Source organism: Acinetobacter sp. YH12134 (genome assembly GCF_013418555.1).
Classification (GTDB): Bacteria; Pseudomonadota; Gammaproteobacteria; order Pseudomonadales; family Moraxellaceae; genus Acinetobacter; species Acinetobacter indicus.
The window spans coordinates 21,043-37,715 of record NZ_VPBT01000019.1; the positions used below are offsets into that span (position 1 = coordinate 21,043).

Genomic DNA, 16,673 nt, shown 5'->3' on the forward strand with positions numbered 1-16,673 from the left:
GGTCAGGGTTTGGAAATTTCCTGATGCAATGCCTGTAAAAACAGTTCTGCTTCAATTTTATTCGGAAAGATGCGCTGATACAGCCCCTTGTCCTGCATCGAGTGTGGTGTATATTCAATAGACACCATAAAACGCTCTTCATTCAATATTCTGTTCACTCTTAACGCAATAATATGTCGTGAATTCAAGTAAAAACCATCTTCAATTTTAACCAGCATCACTCAACCTCTTGTTCACGCCAGAACCCGGCTTTTTCACCTGAACCTTTCCAGGCTAAAAATAAAAAAGCCCACCACAATGATGAGCTTTTTTATTTAAATTATCTAAACACGTTTCAGCCTTAATTTAGCATACTCCCCGCGAATATGCGGTAAAGTTCACATAAAGTTACAGCTAAATACCGAGAAAATAAAATAAATCTTCATTATTCTATTTTTCGAGCGAAAGCTGCACCGGTTTAGACATTCAGCATACTGTTTAAAGTTTCAACCACGTTTTTCGATTTCACCAAGGGCTTCAAGGTTTCCAGGGCCACCTGTACCTGACTGCGCTGTGGTTCATCCAGCGTATACCAGCGTGACAGCACCTGCAGCAAACGTGAACCTAAAATCGGGTTCTTTTCATCGAGGTATTTGGCCAGATGGATATAATGCTGCACCCCAAAACTCCAGGTATTTACCGGATTCATATTCAGACCACCACTGACCGAACGAATGCGGTTTGGCGTACCCAGATCATAGTCCGGATGCTGGGTTAAGGTATGAATGGTTTCAGCCGTTGCATTTGGATGGGAGGCCTGTACAGTAAACCACTGGTCTAAAGACAGCGCTTCATCTTTAAAGCGGTCATAGAAATCCTGCAGGCAGGATTCGGCTTGCGGTGCATCATTCCAGACCAGTACACGTAGCGCGCCTAAACGTTCTGACATATTGCCAGTATTCTGATACTGCTGATGCGCCAGATCAAAGGCTTCGGTATCGCCCTGACGTGCCATCAGACTGAGCATAATATTCTTCAGCGCACGCACGCCCATGGCCTGTGAAAACTCTTTTTGCAGGTCCGGGTCCAGACTTAGGTAAGTTTCCTTACAGAAAGCACCCAATTCACGCGCCAGCGTATTTAACAAGGCTTCACGTTTTTCCTGAATGTCCACCGGACTATAGTGCTGATCAATCCGGCTGCCCAAATAACCTTCACTTGGTACATCAAAAATTCGTGAGGCCAGTAACGGGTCCTGATTGACCAGTGCCGGCACCGTGTTTTTCATGGCCTGAAGATAACTTTCTACCGCATGACCATTTAGCAAAATGCGCTCCAGCAAGGTCTGCGTCGCCTGCCACTGGTTAAAGCCGTTGGTTTCATACTGCATCAGGAAGGCCAACTCGGCATCACTGGCATCAAATTCCAGATTTACCGGCGCCGAGAAATTACGTAACAGCGACACCACCGGTTTGGCATTAATGCCGCTAAATTCGATGGTTGCCTCATCCTGATCAAACAGATACACGCCATCTTTTACGCCATTTTCAAACAGGGCCTCAGATTGCAGCGCATATTGCTCGCCGGTTTCAGCATTAAACAGCGCCAAAGCCACCGGAATTGGCACGGCTTTCAGGTCTGGATATTTCGGATGCGCTTTCAGGCTCTGTTTAAGGCTTAAACGATAGGTTTGAGTCGAAGCATCATACTCGCCATGTGCCTGCAGTTTTGGAGTACCCGGCTGGTTATACCAAGTTAAAAATGCCGATAAATCAACGCCTGAACCCGCAGTCAGTGCCGCAACCCAGTCTTCGACCGTCACCGCCTGACCATCATGACGGCGGAAATACTCATCGGTACCCGCGCGGAATTTTTCCTTGCCGAGCAAGGTCGACATCATGCGGTTAATTTCCGCCCCTTTTTCATACACCGTGGCGGTATAAAAGTTATTAATTTCAACAAAATGATCTGGACGTGGCGGATGCGACAATGGGCCAGAATCTTCCGGGAACTGATGCGCTTTTAATACAGCGACATCATCAATCCGTTGTACTGCGGCCGATTGTAAATCTTCTGAAAACGACTGGTCACGGAAAACGGTCAAGCCTTCTTTTAGACACAGCTGGAACCAGTCACGACAGGTAATCCGGTTACCGGTCCAGTTATGGAAATATTCGTGTGCGATGACCGACTGAACCCGCATGATTGCCGCATCGGTGGTGTATTCTTCATCGGCCAGCACGCAAGAGGTGTTAAAGATGTTCAGGCCCTTGTTTTCCATCGCGCCCATATTGAACTGGCTAACCGCCACAATCATATAGTTGTCGAGGTCATACGGCAGACCATAATGTTCTTCATCCCAGCGCATGGAATGTTTTAACGCTTCCATGGCGATGTGACATTTAGGAATATCTTTTTCTACCGCATAAATTTCCAGTGCCACATTACGGCCTTCAGAAGTCACATAGCTGTCTTTCAGCACCGCTAAATCGCCGACTACACAGGCAAACAGATAACTTGGCTTTTTGGTCGGGTCCTGCCAGATCGCATAATGACGCTGGGCATCGACCTCGCCTTTTTCAATCAGGTTACCATTGGCCAGCAGCACCGGATATTTTTTATCGGCTTCCACCCGGGTAGTAAATACCGACAGCACATCCGGACGGTCCGGATAGAAGGTAATTTTACGGAAACCTTCCGGCTCATTCTGGGTCACAAACAGATCACCAGCCTGATACAGACCTTCCAGCATGGTGTTGCTTTCCGGATGAATCACCACCTGGGTTTCAATACGTGCACGATCTGGCGCATTCTGAATTACCAGCTGTTCAGCATCAAGCTGATAGTCATTTTCGGTCAGTTGCTGACTGTTCAGATGAATAGATTTCAGCTCCAGGTCACGGCCCAACAGCACCAGGTCGCCTTCGGTCTGGCGCTGCATCTCCAAAATAGCATTGACGATGGTGTGGTCTGCATACACCTGAATATCCAGATTAATTGAATCCACCAGAAATGCAGGTTTTTGATAGTCTTTTAAATAAATAGTTTGGTCTGCTTCAACCACTGGATTTGCTGCGATATTCATATCATGTCCTAATTGTTTATACGCCGGGGCATTATGCGGATGATGTCTTGATCATACGCCAACTTTTTCAGTCTGTCTGCTGAATGCGCGTCTGTTCTAATATGGGCATCCGGCTGCAACTTTTCAATTCATCATTCAATTAAATCTGTTTAAAAATACAGAGATGCTGAATTATGCAGCGAATCCAACAGCTTAATCTGCCCGCTAAAATCTTCTCGCGCTGGTGTTGCGCTATGCTGGTGCTGTTCTGCCCATCTGACCTGAAATTCTGCGCTATTGAGATACAAGTTCCTACATAAAGCTGCCACTTGACTACATTCTGTAATCAAAGACCTGTGATCTGTGCAGCTAAAAATATACTGCGAGACAAAACCGGATGATTTCTCTTATATAAACAATGGCTTATTTAGACTTCGTCAAGATAAATCCGGTGACAATTCGCCAGCATTTGCGAAGGGAGATTTATTCAAATTTAGCTTTTCAATTTCGCTTCTAGAGTCAAACAGTTATCGGCTAAATGACGCTTTCAGTTGGATGGATCGCCATTTCAGCGTAGGTCATTACATTATTTTCAAATCGGCTACATTTTGTGCACGCTTCTTGCTTGTATTTAAAGGCGCCGAGCGCATGATAACAATGATGAAAAAACGAGAAGAGGTGTGAGATGTATTTAAAAGAGCATATCGTCCGTGTAGAAAATATTAAAACCCTGCAAACCCTCGATCAGGCCAACATCGACCATAAAGTGATTGCCCTCTTTATGAACTGTGAAGGCATTCCCATACAGACCAATGAAGTTACCTCTATTTTGAATACCTATGATGCCCTGGGCAGCAAGAAAATCCCAAGCAAAAAAGTACAGGCGCTGATTCAGGCCAAGCAACTTGGTGAGGAGGATGATTCGCTACCGTGTCCGGTATAACTTCTCTCCTCTAACTTCCATTTAAAATACGGCGTCCTGCCGTATTTTTTATGAAAAAGAGCTGTTCAAGTCAGGGCGTTTAAATTCAGCATAGTGTCCAAGTTTTCTGCTTTATGTTTTTTTGAGCAAACCAATGCGGCCCAGCCATGTATAATCCAGACATCCTATTTCTAAAATGATGACTGCACCTGAATATGCTCCAGATTCTGCAAAAACAGTTAGATGAAAGCACCTCGTGTCCGCTGTGCCGCGCTGCCATGTATTGGGTGGAAGCCGAACAGTACGATCAGGAGCTGAGCTATCACGAGTGCAGTTACTGCGAACATAAAGTGTATCCGGGCAATTTGCACAGTTGTCATTGCCCGGCCTGTGAAAAAAAACGCAAACAGCTGATTAAAGAAGCGCTGGTACAGGAAAACCGCAAGCTCAAAAATAAAGGCAAAGATAAAGACATGATTGAGCACAAGCTGAATCAGTTAAGCTTTATCCAGAAACTGTTTTTATTGTCAATGCTGGACGATCAGGTACATGAAAATACCCAGCATGATGAATATATTTACTGGGAGCGAATTAAATTCCAGCCTTTTTCACCCAACTATTTATATCAGAAACAGCTGATCAAACAGCTGCTTGACCAGCAGATTCTGGTGGCCAAGGAATTTGCCGATGAAGCCGGCCAGTATTATGTGAATGTGCGGCTGGACGGTTATTCGGAGCCGAGCCTGTTCAGTATTACCCATCAGCTTCGACAATGGTTTTACCAGAATTTGAGTCAGGGCGTGCCCTTTCACAGTTCAGATGAAGTCAAAGATGCCATCTATGAACTGATGTATGAAAAAGTGGTGCAGTTCATGCAGTTTTATTGCCGCATCTGGCAGGTGCAAATTTCTGGCAATAACAGTTTTAAAAGCCTGTGTTTTCGCCTGCTGGACAGCCTGGCAGCGGGTCAGATTTTTTATCTGGTACAAACCGCGCTGGATTATCTGCATGGCCAGAAATTATTACAGCCGCGCAATGAAAAATTCATTAATACCAATCTGCTGAAAAAAACCGTAGAACAGTACCGTGAACGTGGCCTGCAAGAAAAATGGATGACCACCACGCTGCCACATCCACCACAACTACCGATGAGCAAAATGGTGGAAATTCTATTTTTCCGTTTTCTCAATTATGATGAAATGATCTTTGTACAACCGATCTGGAAAATCTGGGAAAAGATTGAACCGCGCTTAAAATTTTATGCCTTAAAACGCTGTATGCACTGCGGCTCGGATGAACTGGATGTCGATTATGATGCCCAGCATTATGTGTCCTTGTTCTGCCGTCGCTGTAAACAGCAAGACCACTACTTTACCCAATAAAGGGGTAACTGATGAATTATCCAGAACAGCTTTCCACTCTTGACAGCAGCCTGCCCGATGAAACCGCGGCAATGATTGAAAAAATTATTGAAGCCTGGAGCCTGCTTAAAACCCGGCAACCACTGGTGCAATGTATCACCAACAGTGTCGCCACCAATTACACCGCCAATATTCTGCTGGCTGCCGGTGCATCACCGGCCATGATTGATAATCCTTTTGAAGCAGAAAGCTTTAGCAGTATTTGCAGCGCCTTAAGTATTAATTTGGGCATACCGACCAGCGAACAGATGCAGGCCATGCAGATTTCGGCAGAAACGGCCCAGCGTCTTGCCAAACCGTGGGTGCTGGACCCGGTCGGTTATGGGCCCGTCTTAAAATGGCGCTCAGATATGGTTGATGCGCTATTGGCCTTTCAACCGAGTGTGATTCGCGGCAATGCGTCGGAAATTGGCGGCTTGGCCGGCGCACAGGTAGAATCCAAAGGTGTTGATTCGACCCTGGACAGCACCGCGGTATATGCACAGGCCAAAAGCCTCTTGGCGCATGCCGAATGTATTGCCATTTCCGGTGAATCTGATTTTATTCTGTCCAGACAGCTGGAACAGGTGGTGCAGGTGAATGGTGGCTCGGAATTACAGCCCAAAGTCACCGCAACCGGCTGTGCCCTAGGCGCTTTAATTGCGGCGTATGCCGCGGTCAGTCCGGTGACCATTGCCACCATTGCCGCGCATGTCCATTTTGCCATTGCCGGAAAACTGGCCCACGCGCAAAGTTCACAGGTTGGCAGTTTTAATGTGGCGTTTATAGATGCAATTTTCAGTCTGGATGCGGACACCATCCGTGAACATGCCGATTTAAAATTTCTGGCGCCTTAAGACACCTTCCGGTCCAAAGCAAAGTTGAGTGCCGTTTCGGTCAGGGTTTTACTGTCTAAACGGCAAATACACATCAGGCCGATGCCATCAAAATAGTCCGGTGCGTGTTGCAGGAAAAAATCACAATGCGGATTGGCATGCACTCTTAACTGTTGCAGCTCCTCTTCACTGCGCAGCGGCACACAGGTCTGATGCACATAAATATCTTCATCACGCTTCTGGATGTCGTGTTGCCGGCTGGCAATCACCTGCAACACGCTTAAATAATCCTCCGGCATCCGGATATCACTGCGTGGATAAAAGCCCCGAACACGTGATACAAAATGTGCATAAAGCTTCGGCTGGTTGATGGTGGCAATAAACCACATGGGCGTTAAAGGATATTTAAAGCGCTGGTTCAGCATGGCTTTGAGCGCACTGTTGATGATTTTATGGTTGTATTGATGGCGATAGCTTTTTAAAAAACTGGCGCGTGAGTTGACCACCAGAATTGGCTGATGTAACAGGGTTAAGGCCAACAGTGGAATAATGGTCTGCCCGACCAGTTTGCCACGATGATGATATTGAATAATAGTGACCGAAATTGCCTGCGGGTCATACAGATATTTCTTTAGCTCCTTTTCACAGGTTAACGTAAACACCTGCTGATCAAACTCGGCAATTTTTTCAAAAAAATAATCTTGTTGTTGTGTGGATAAGGCTTTGAAGTCAAACACCGTCTCAGTGATATCCATAATCCTTCACCCTATGATTGTTTTAATTTTTCAGACTCATTTTAGTGTCACAACCCGGAATCAGTTATCACTATTTTCCTGGATTTGTCCATTTTGTGATAAATCATTGTAATTATATGAAATAATTCATATTAATCAAGATAATTGTGAGTAAATTTAATCTAATGATTTTACAACGCTTATCTGGGCTTTCTCGCTAAAAAACCTGATAATTCAGCGAATTAATGAGATCTGGTTAACATTTTAATTCGACCAAAGGTTATCTGCCTGCCATCTACACAACGGCGAAATAACCGTCGTTATATTACATAAATTTTCAACTAAAAATCAAAATGAATCATAAAAAAACCAGTGAAAAATCACTGGTTTTTGTGAAACAAAAAATGTGTGAAGAATTAAAACAACTGGAAAGCTTTAGATGCCCAGCCGCGTGCAGCCGATGAACTGACCGCAGGCAAAGGTTGTCCTCCATAAACTACGCTGCCCTGCCGATCCTGATAACTCATCCAGCCAATGGTGTCAGCAAAGCCAACTGGGGCTTGGCTATAGTCACACACGCCTTGCGGGAAAACCCGATGCAATCGCTGGAGCTGTTCATTGCTAAAGCGGACCGTATTGCCATAATCCGACACATTTAAAGGTTTCAGCTGACACTTGTTGGCATAGGTGGTCAGGCTGTCCCCGGCCACCATACGCGGTGTGCCATATACCGGTAATCTGAGCGTGCTGCACAGATTCTCACGGTTAATGATGCCGGCAGTAATACAAGCATCTTTTACATCTGCCGGTTTGTTTTGGGTCAGTTTGGTGGCAATAGGCAAATCACTTAAGTCTTTTTCGACATTGCTTAACCAGCGGTCCATATCATTAAAGCTGATTTCCAGACATTTGGCATCGGCAATCATGACCAGATCACCGCCATAAATCACATGGTTATTATAATTGCCATGCGCTTTTTCCAGTCGCGCCCGAATGGCAAAGGCACGATAGGAATCATGGAACAGCGCCGGATCCGGACCTCGACAGTCAATAATCGCCACTTTATTCAGGTTGTTCCCAACATTAATTAAGCCACTGCGATAGGCATTGTTCAGCGCCGTATAATTGGCTTCTAGACGTTCAGGCACCGCCTGAATATCAATATCCACACCGCCTATTTTTTCGTTTAACTGTACAAACTGTTCTGGGGTGATGATATTTTTCATCAAGCTGTCTAGGCCATATTGTACCCCGACATTATCCATCGGCAGGCCGGCAAAACCGCGACCAATCCGTTTTTCAGTTTCGGTCCACAGCTCCGTTGGGCGTGGGGCCAGCAAATTAATTGCAGCATCCTGAATCGAGCAACGAATGCCTTGAGGATTATTGGTGGCATGATATAACTGCGCCGATGAAATTCCCTTGCAGATGGTATTTGGCCGCGCCACATCAAACTGGGCCAGCTCACTGACATAGCCATTAATTTCAGAAATATGTCCCTGAACATGCGCAATCTGATGCGGCAAGAAGCTTAAACGGCCTTCTGGAGTCTGGAAATAATTAATCATCAGGTGATAATCGGCGAACTGTGAAGCGGTACTCCAGGCATCAGGGAATGAGCAAGTGGGTAAAATCCCCTGATAAATTCCCGGATAGGCATTGGCCACCCATTGTGCTGCCAGCGCACCACCTGAACAGCCCTGCCCGATGGTATAGCGCAAGGTGCCATACTGCTCAATAAAACGCTCTTTGGCCATAATCAGCGATTCTGCCTGAATCGCCAGATTACAGTTATGACCGCTATGAGACAGTGCAGTCGACATCACCCCAAAGCCGCGGCCTAAAGCCAAAATGGTGACATCAGGCAAAATGGAACTTGAAGTGGCAATGACCGTTGGCGCAGAGGCAGACTGGTAATCATTTCCACAGCTTTGTCCATGCGTAACCACCAGTTTATGGTTAAATTGCGCTTGTGGCTTTAAGGCCGTCCACGGCTGGTTCGGATCATACAACACCGCGAAACGGTATTCATCGCGGTTCTGATAGCCCACTTCCTCACGCACAATAAATGGCACCGTTAGTCCTTCATCGGTAGTGGTGGTGGCAATATTCTGACTGGCCGGCGGTTGTGCCGGGTCATAACTTTTAATGAGTCCCAAACGATCTTTATAGTAATAGTTATATTGCACAGCCTTTTGACAGAACTGATCGGTCGACGCATTGGTACAGGTCCAGGGCTTTAACTGCGGGCCAGACAGTAATGGTCCACTCGAAGGATGATTGATCAGGCTTAAATTCTGATAATAACGCCCTGCTTCAACCTTGAGTTGATTATCGCCCAGTTTAAGTCCTTCAACTAAGGCTTGGCGCTGCTCATTGGCAAATGCATCACTAATATTTTGTCCATTCAGGGACACTTTCAACGCCGTAGTTTGAATATCATCGGGCAGATCCAGTTTCAGCAATACATCCGAGTCTGTAATTAAATCTGGCCGGGTGGATAACACCTCCACCATTTCCCGTTCTACTTTTGAAGATGTTCCTGAACCGGAAGAATCTCCACCTCCGCCACCACAGCCATACAATATGACACTACACACCGCAATATTGAGGCTATTGAATACCAGTTTTCCTTTCATACGCTCATCCATAAATTATTATTTTTCTGAAGTTTTTATATGTATAACTTCATTCATGAGCATAAAGATAATTTGACAACAACTATTGTCATTATTGTTATTTATTGTTTTATGGGCTGTTTTAAAAAATCACCAAAATCAGGGATAAAAACCAAATTCTGCTTCTGAATATCTGATTTAATTTCAAGCTATTTTGCATGACTAAAAAGATGAATAGTTATATAACTTTTACTTTAATTAACTTGGTAAATGATTAAATTCTTTTATTCCCGTGTAATATTTTCCATCTTATTGGAAAATTTTTGCAACCATTTAACGATGAAATGAGAAATTCAAAACATCCAAGTTCCAGATAAAAAATGCTTATTTTTGAGCAATAAAACTTTCTCCTCCTCCCACTTTTGGCTATGACCTTTCATTTATAACCAGCAGATCAGAAAAACTTTCGTAGGTTGAAGTAAAAGAGTGTGCTTTAATACGCTCAGTATGAGATGAGCCTCTTACAGTATGTGCCTCAGATGTGCATACGACTAGCCCCTAACCATGGGGCTTTTTAATGTCTATATGATTTTGAAGTCGTATTAAAATTTAACCGAAAAATGCAATGATACTCTGAATCACCACAGCATTCACAATATCAATAAAAAATGCACCACACAGCGGTACGATTAAAAAGGCTTTATGTGATGGACCATAGCTATTGGTGACCGCCTGAATATTGGCAATCGCAGTCGGGGTTGCTCCCATACCAAAACCACAATGCCCTGCTACCAATACGGCTGCATCGTAATTTTTTCCCATGATTCTAAAGGTCACAATTGCGGTAAATAAAATCAGTACCGCTGTCTGCGCAAACAAAATGGTAATGAGCGGGCCTGCCAAATCGGCCAGCAACCAGAGTTGCAGTGACAGTAAAGCCATAGATAAATACAGGGACAATGACGCGTTGCCAAATACATCAATGGCACGGTCGAAAATATCGACTTTCAGTACATGCTCCAGAAAGTTACGTACAATTACTCCTGTACCTAAAGCCCAGACAAAGGTCGGCAGTTCAAACCATCTTCCCTGACTGATCTCTGTCATTTCATTCGCAACAAAAATACATAGAGCAAACATCCCCAAAGTCGACACTGCATTACTGGCTGTAATCAACCGGGTTTTCTTTGGATATTCGAAGGGTGCGGTGTTGATGCTAGTATCGAGTTGTTGTTCATTGGTCTCTTGCGCTACTGTCTCTGCCAACTGATTTCGTTTAATCAAGAATTTGGCAACCGGACCACCCACAAGCCCACCAATAATCAAACCAAAAGTAGCACTTGCCATTCCGAGGACAATTGCCCCCTGTATTCTATATTGAGTTTCAAGCACTTCACCCCAAGCACCGGCAGTACCATGTCCACCCGTTAAGGTAACAGAACCGACAATCAGACCAATCAATGGATCAAGCCCAAGTGCTGTGGCTAAACTCATGCCAACCGCATTTTGTACAACTACAAATAGAATGACACAGACCAGAAAGATCAGCAGTGATTTCCCACCTTCTTTGAGCTTGGTAAAGTCTGCACTTAAACCAACAGAGGTAAAGAACATCAGCATCAGGATAGTTTGAGTTTCTGAGTCAAATGTGGCACTGATATTAAAAAATTTATAGAGAATAAAAGCTGTAATCGCTGCGATGAGACCACCGATTACAGGTTCAGGTAAATTATAGTTTCTAAAGAAGCCAATTTTACTAACAAGATACCGCCCAATAAAAAGAAAAAATACTGCAATCACCAAGGTGCCAAAGGCATCAATTTCATAATTCATAACATTCCCTATTGGCTTTATTTTCATACAGTTTTAGGAAAATAGTATGAAAAATCAATTTTAGAAATGTTATGCAAGTTACTGTTTCTAGTAATTGTTTAATTAATAGACTGAATCAGGGTAATTAATGCGATGGAATATCATAAACCCAATTTTTGGCTTGTTGGTCTGTCGTAGTTTCACAAACATAGTAGTCATGATCCCAAGCATCTTGATGGAAGATTTCCTTTTTATAGTAAGTTACTTGTTTACCATTTTCGACACAGACAAAGCTGTCACCTTGGTCTTTGACTTGGGTTCCGTTAAGGAAACCACCAATACAGAGACATCGGGATTGTTTGGGCATTGTTTATCTCTCTCTAAGCCATTTAAACATATATAGATTTGACCACGATCTTACCAACGTCGCATATTTAAAGCACTTCAACCTTTAAAGGAACATTATATGTCTTTAGTAGTTGCTGAACTTGAAATATATGTTTTTGAGGTACAATGATTTTATTCGCATGCTCTAAAATATGTTTATTTTTAAAATATTTTAAGAAAAAACAAATCATATGCCTTGGTAGCTTTCCACCTAAATAATTAATATCTTTTGAAAAAAACTTTTGATTAATAGCTAAAAGTTCCTTTTGCTGATTAAGGGTAGCTATTTCTGTAGTATCAATGCCATTCGTAGTAAGATTTGCGGGTAGCTTCCATTCCCTTTGCTGATAATATCCATTTTCCTGAGTATATTTCTTATTATCTAAAGGATAAATCATATTCGCCAACCCTTCAAACCATGCTCTTTTTTCTAGAAGATCTGCTTTTTTATTATCTAGTCTATTAATTTCTATATGATTTTGGGTTAGTAAAGCTTGTTTTAATTCCGCTTCTATCTGTTCAGCTTCTTCTCTAGCATTTTGATGAAACTTTAATAATCTATAAACAAACTTAGAAGATACATTCTCAAGATGTCTATCATTATCATAATTAAATATTGGTAAGTACATAGCAGGTGTTATACCAATCTGTCTTAGGATACCTGTATTAAACTCAATACTAAATTTCCCAAAGAGATCTGTATGTCTATAAAGCTCAGACCTTTCTATCAATGTAAAACAGACCCTATGTTGAACAATTGGTTTTAAAGGACTTTCAATTTCAAAAGGAAGTATTATTTCTTCTGGAACAAATAAGAGCCCATTTTTTAAAATACTTTCTAATGTTTGAAAACTTCTTTTATAGTTATCCGCTTCACTTTCATTTTTTAAAAATCTAGAAAATGAATGATAAAAATATTGTTGTGACATTTTTTAGAATCTCAAAAAAAAATAAGGGCTGATTACTCAGCCCTTATCTTATACCGCTTATTGCTTAATTATCAATTAATTAAGACAATTGAGCAGCAGCAATTTTCTTCGTATCTACATTTTCAGCAGCATCTGTGTATTCAGACATTTGATCGAAGTTCAAGTACTTGTAAATGTCAGCAGACATGCTGTCGATTTGAGAAGCGTATTGTTGATACTCTTCTGGAGTTGGTAATTTACCAAGAACCGCAGCAACAGATGCAAGCTCAGCAGAAGCCAAGTATACATTCGCGCCTTGACCTAAACGGTTCGGGAAGTTACGTGTAGATGTAGACACTACAGTCGTGTTCGGAGCAACACGTGCTTGGTTACCCATACATAATGAACAACCTGGCATTTCAGTACGCGCACCAGCTTTACCATAAATGTTGAAGAAACCTTCTTCCATTAACTGGTGTTCGTCCATACGCGTTGGAGGAGCCAACCATAGACGAGTAGATAAAGAACCACCAGGAACTTTGTCTAGAAGTTTACCAGCTGCACGGAAGTGACCGATGTTCGTCATACAAGAACCGATGAATACTTCATCAATCTTGTCGCCTTGAACGTCAGAAAGCAGTTTCGCATCATCTGGATCGTTCGGGCAGCACAGGATAGGTTCGTTGATGTCAGCAAGGTCAATTTCATACACTTTAGTGTATTCAGCATCAGCATCAGCTTTAAGCAGTGATGGGTTCGCTAACCATTTTTCCATGTTCTCAACACGGCGCGCCATAGTACGAGCATCGCCATAACCTTGTGAAATCATCCACTTCAGCATGGTGATGTTAGAACGTAGGTATTCAGCAACTTTCTCTTCAGAAAGCGTGATCGCACAGCCTGCAGCAGAACGTTCAGCAGAAGCATCAGACAATTCGAATGCTTGCTCAACAGTTAAGTCTGTTTCCATTTCTGTTAAGTCGATCTCTAAGATACGACCAGAGAAGATGTTTTTCTTACCTTTCTTCTCTACAGTCAGGTCACCTTCTTTAATTGCGTAGTAAGGAATCGCGTGTACCAGGTCACGTAGAGTGATACCAGGTTGCATTTTACCTTTGAACTTCACAAGTACAGATTCAGGCATATCCAGTGGCATAACACCAGTCGCAGCAGCGAACGCTACCAGACCAGAACCTGCCGGGAATGAAATACCAATTGGGAAACGAGTATGCGAGTCACCACCAGTACCTACTGTATCTGGAAGAAGCATACGGTTTAACCAAGAGTGAATAATACCGTCGCCTGGACGTAAAGATACACCACCACGGTTCATGATGAAGTCAGGTAGTGTGTGTTGCATTTGCACGTCAACTGGTTTTGGATACGCAGCTGTGTGACAGAAAGATTGCATTACCAGGTCAGCAGAGAAGCCCAAGCAAGCCAGGTCTTTTAACTCGTCACGAGTCATAGGACCAGTTGTATCTTGAGAACCAACAGTAGTCATCTTCGGTTCGCAGTAAGTACCCGGGCGAATGCCTTGACCTTCTGGAAGACCACATGCACGACCAACCATCTTCTGCGCTAAAGTGAAGCCTTTGCCAGAGTCAGCAGGTTGTACTGGAGTACGGAATAAAGAAGATGGCTCAAGACCTAAAGCTTCACGTGCTTTACCAGTTAAACCACGACCAATGATCAGGTTAATACGGCCACCGGCACGTACTTCATCTAGAAGCACTGGAGTTTTCAGTTCAGATTCAGCAATTTGTTCGCCGTTTTTGAACGCAGTTACTTTTGCAGCAGCGTGATCGATTTTCAGTGTGATTTCATCACCCATGTTCATGTTAGAAACATCGATCTCAACTGGTAATGCACCCGCATCTTCCATGGTGTTGAAGAAAATCGGAGCAATTTTACCGCCTAAGCAGTAACCGCCGTCTTTTTTGTTTGGAATGTGTGGAAGTTCGTCACCGAAGAACCAAAGCACAGAGTTCGTTGCAGATTTACGAGAAGAACCTGTACCAACAACGTCACCAACGTAAGCAACCTGGTTGCCTTTCGCGATCAGTTCTTTAATTTGGTTTAATGGACCAACTTCACCAGGAACTTCTGGGTTGATACCATCACGAACGTTTTTCAGCATTGCATTTGCGTGCAATGGAATGTCTGGACGGCTCCACGCGTCTTGTGCAGGTGACAAGTCGTCAGTATTTGTTTCGCCTGTTACTTTGAAAACAGTCAGTTTGATTTCTTCTGGAACGTCTGGACGGCTAGTGAACCATTCAGCTTCAGCCCATGATTGAAGTACTGCTTTCGCATTGTCATTGCCCGCTTTTGCTTTTTCAGCAACGTCGTGGAATGCATCAAATACAAGCAGGGTTTTCTTCAGGGCGTCAGCCGCTAAACCACCAAGTTCAGCATTTTCCAGAAGTTCAACTAAAGGCGCTACGTTATAACCACCAAGCATAGTACCTAGTAAGTAAACCGCACGTTCTTTAGAAACTAATGGAGAAGTCGCTTCGCCTTTTGCAACAGCAGACAGGAAAGCAGCTTTTACATAAGCAGCTTGGTCTACACCCGCTGGAACACGGTTTTCAAGCAAATCAACCAAGAAAGCTTCTTCACCAGCTGGCGGGTTTTTTAATAATTCAACTAATGCAGCGGTTTGAGCATCATCAAGTGGCTTCGGTGGGACTCCGAGTGCGGCACGTTCTTCAACGTGTTGGCGGTAAGCTTCTAGCACGGTGTTATTCCTCTTTTTTAAAAAATTACCTGTGAATTCCAGCTTGTTCAAAGCTTCACAAGTAATATGGACTGCAAAATTTTACTAAAATTCCAGTTAAAAGTTAATGCAAGGAAGGTGTTTCTTTGTGATGCTCATTATTTTATAACTAAATGATGTTCATATTGTTTATACAATAATCAAGCGGAGCACGTTTAGACCCGTCATTGCTGCTTTTAATCCACTTTAACCGAATTCTAAATAGAAAAAAGGCAACACTATGCTGCCTTTTCCGGGTTCCAATTACTATTCAACCTTAGTGTACCGTTGTACTGTTTAAATATTGCTGCAGATGTTCGCGACTGCCCTCAAATTTGACCTGAATTTCATCTTCATGCAGGGTACTATGCCCGGCACTGGCAAAGGAGATATTGACCTGATAACGCTTGCTGTCAGCATCAATAAGTTGTTGAAAATAGACTTTATCTCCAATACTGAGCACATAATTGCTATTGCCAATAATGGTCACGCCCTGTTCATCTTCCAAGAGCAAATCTGCATGATGCAGATAACCAATCACGTCCATGATGTGCTCCTTTATTCTGGCTATTGTTAAATCCATTATTTATTAAAAAGATAAGCTTTTCTATATTGGTGCTAAAGAAAAGTGTCACAATATATATTTATATTGCTTAGGCTATTTAGAAGTAAGTAGAGGAAGAAATAGCAGACTCAATATCTGCTTAAAATATAAATCAACGCAGCGAATTTTGATTATTGTTATCTATATGCAGAAATAGTGAGCACAAAAAAATGCCAGATTACGGATATGTCATCTGGCATTTTAGGTTCATGACTTAAAAACGTCGATAATCCGGCATTTCGTCATACGGCGTAGCCAGACATTTTTCTGTATATTGCGCTTTAATTTTCTCACGCGCGGCATCTACATCGCCCTTCACTTCCTGTTCAGGCATGGCATAGACCGTTTCAATAATTTCAAAGATAAATTTGCGTGTGGTTTCATCTTCTACTTTGTCCGCATGAGCCAGTGCCTGATCTTTTTCAATGGCATTTTGACGATCCAGCATGATGGTTCGTGCTGCATTGCCAACACTGGTACAGTAACCTTTCCATTGCTCTTCCGGGGTTAAGGGCTTTTTCTCTGCACAGCCGGCCAATGCAATTACGGCAGCCAAAGCGAATAGTTTGTTCATGCATACTCTCCTATTTCCGTTATGATAATCAAAGTTATCGTGAATGAGAAATCAGCCAGAAAAAATGCGCTCGTGTT

Annotated in this window: 13 protein-coding genes; 3 read left to right on the top strand and 10 right to left on the bottom strand. The window is 43.1% G+C overall.

Going from position 1 to position 16,673, the window contains the following annotated elements:
• Nucleotides 1-2: 2 nt before the first annotated feature.
• Both FTU69_RS11185 and pepN read right to left on the bottom strand, forming a co-directional pair.
• The gene (locus FTU69_RS11185) at nucleotides 3-218 is read right to left on the bottom strand and encodes a hypothetical protein (RefSeq protein ID WP_005178631.1); all 216 of its coding nucleotides are present in this window, start codon (nucleotides 216-218) and stop codon (nucleotides 3-5) included.
• Between the two features lie 239 nt (nucleotides 219-457).
• On the bottom strand, nucleotides 458-3,064 hold the full coding sequence (gene pepN / locus FTU69_RS11190; RefSeq protein WP_168370164.1) for an aminopeptidase N: 2,607 nt from the start codon (nucleotides 3,062-3,064) through the stop codon (nucleotides 458-460).
• 664 nt (nucleotides 3,065-3,728) lie between these two features.
• Here pepN and FTU69_RS11195 point away from each other — a divergent pair.
• The 3 genes from FTU69_RS11195 (at nucleotide 3,729) to thiM (ending at nucleotide 6,222) form a co-directional block, all read left to right on the top strand.
• A complete protein-coding gene (locus tag FTU69_RS11195; protein WP_180103898.1) occupies nucleotides 3,729-3,986 on the top strand; it encodes a hypothetical protein in 258 nt (85 codons plus the stop codon).
• A 194-nt stretch (nucleotides 3,987-4,180) separates the two neighbouring features.
• Nucleotides 4,181-5,347, top strand: coding sequence for a hypothetical protein (locus tag FTU69_RS11200; RefSeq protein WP_005178640.1), 1,167 nt, complete (start codon nucleotides 4,181-4,183; stop codon nucleotides 5,345-5,347).
• 11 nt (nucleotides 5,348-5,358) lie between these two features.
• The gene (thiM, locus tag FTU69_RS11205) at nucleotides 5,359-6,222 is read left to right on the top strand and encodes a hydroxyethylthiazole kinase (protein WP_180103899.1); all 864 of its coding nucleotides are present in this window, start codon (nucleotides 5,359-5,361) and stop codon (nucleotides 6,220-6,222) included.
• Here the strand turns inward: thiM and FTU69_RS11210 are convergent.
• The 8 genes from FTU69_RS11210 to FTU69_RS11245 form a co-directional block, all read right to left on the bottom strand.
• On the bottom strand, nucleotides 6,219-6,956 hold the full coding sequence (locus FTU69_RS11210) for a hypothetical protein (protein WP_163170207.1): 738 nt from the start codon (nucleotides 6,954-6,956) through the stop codon (nucleotides 6,219-6,221). The genes thiM and FTU69_RS11210 overlap by 4 nt on opposite strands.
• A gap of 395 nt (nucleotides 6,957-7,351) precedes the next feature.
• Complete coding sequence (locus FTU69_RS11215; protein WP_104489194.1) at nucleotides 7,352-9,574, bottom strand: DUF6351 family protein; 2,223 nt, start codon at nucleotides 9,572-9,574, stop codon at nucleotides 7,352-7,354.
• A 588-nt stretch (nucleotides 9,575-10,162) separates the two neighbouring features.
• Entirely contained in the window at nucleotides 10,163-11,386 is a 1,224-nt protein-coding gene (gltS, locus tag FTU69_RS11220) for a sodium/glutamate symporter (RefSeq protein ID WP_180103900.1), read from the bottom strand.
• A 124-nt stretch (nucleotides 11,387-11,510) separates the two neighbouring features.
• Entirely contained in the window at nucleotides 11,511-11,732 is a 222-nt protein-coding gene (locus tag FTU69_RS11225) for a hypothetical protein (RefSeq protein WP_104491589.1), read from the bottom strand.
• 67 nt (nucleotides 11,733-11,799) lie between these two features.
• Entirely contained in the window at nucleotides 11,800-12,681 is an 882-nt protein-coding gene (locus FTU69_RS11230) for an abortive infection system antitoxin AbiGi family protein (RefSeq protein ID WP_104491590.1), read from the bottom strand.
• A gap of 79 nt (nucleotides 12,682-12,760) precedes the next feature.
• A complete protein-coding gene (locus FTU69_RS11235) occupies nucleotides 12,761-15,400 on the bottom strand; it encodes a bifunctional aconitate hydratase 2/2-methylisocitrate dehydratase (protein ID WP_180103906.1) in 2,640 nt (879 codons plus the stop codon).
• A gap of 295 nt (nucleotides 15,401-15,695) precedes the next feature.
• Complete coding sequence (locus FTU69_RS11240; protein ID WP_005178664.1) at nucleotides 15,696-15,965, bottom strand: hypothetical protein; 270 nt, start codon at nucleotides 15,963-15,965, stop codon at nucleotides 15,696-15,698.
• A gap of 271 nt (nucleotides 15,966-16,236) precedes the next feature.
• Nucleotides 16,237-16,596, bottom strand: coding sequence for a hypothetical protein (locus FTU69_RS11245; protein ID WP_005178666.1), 360 nt, complete (start codon nucleotides 16,594-16,596; stop codon nucleotides 16,237-16,239).
• Between the last annotated feature and the right edge of the window lie 77 nt (nucleotides 16,597-16,673).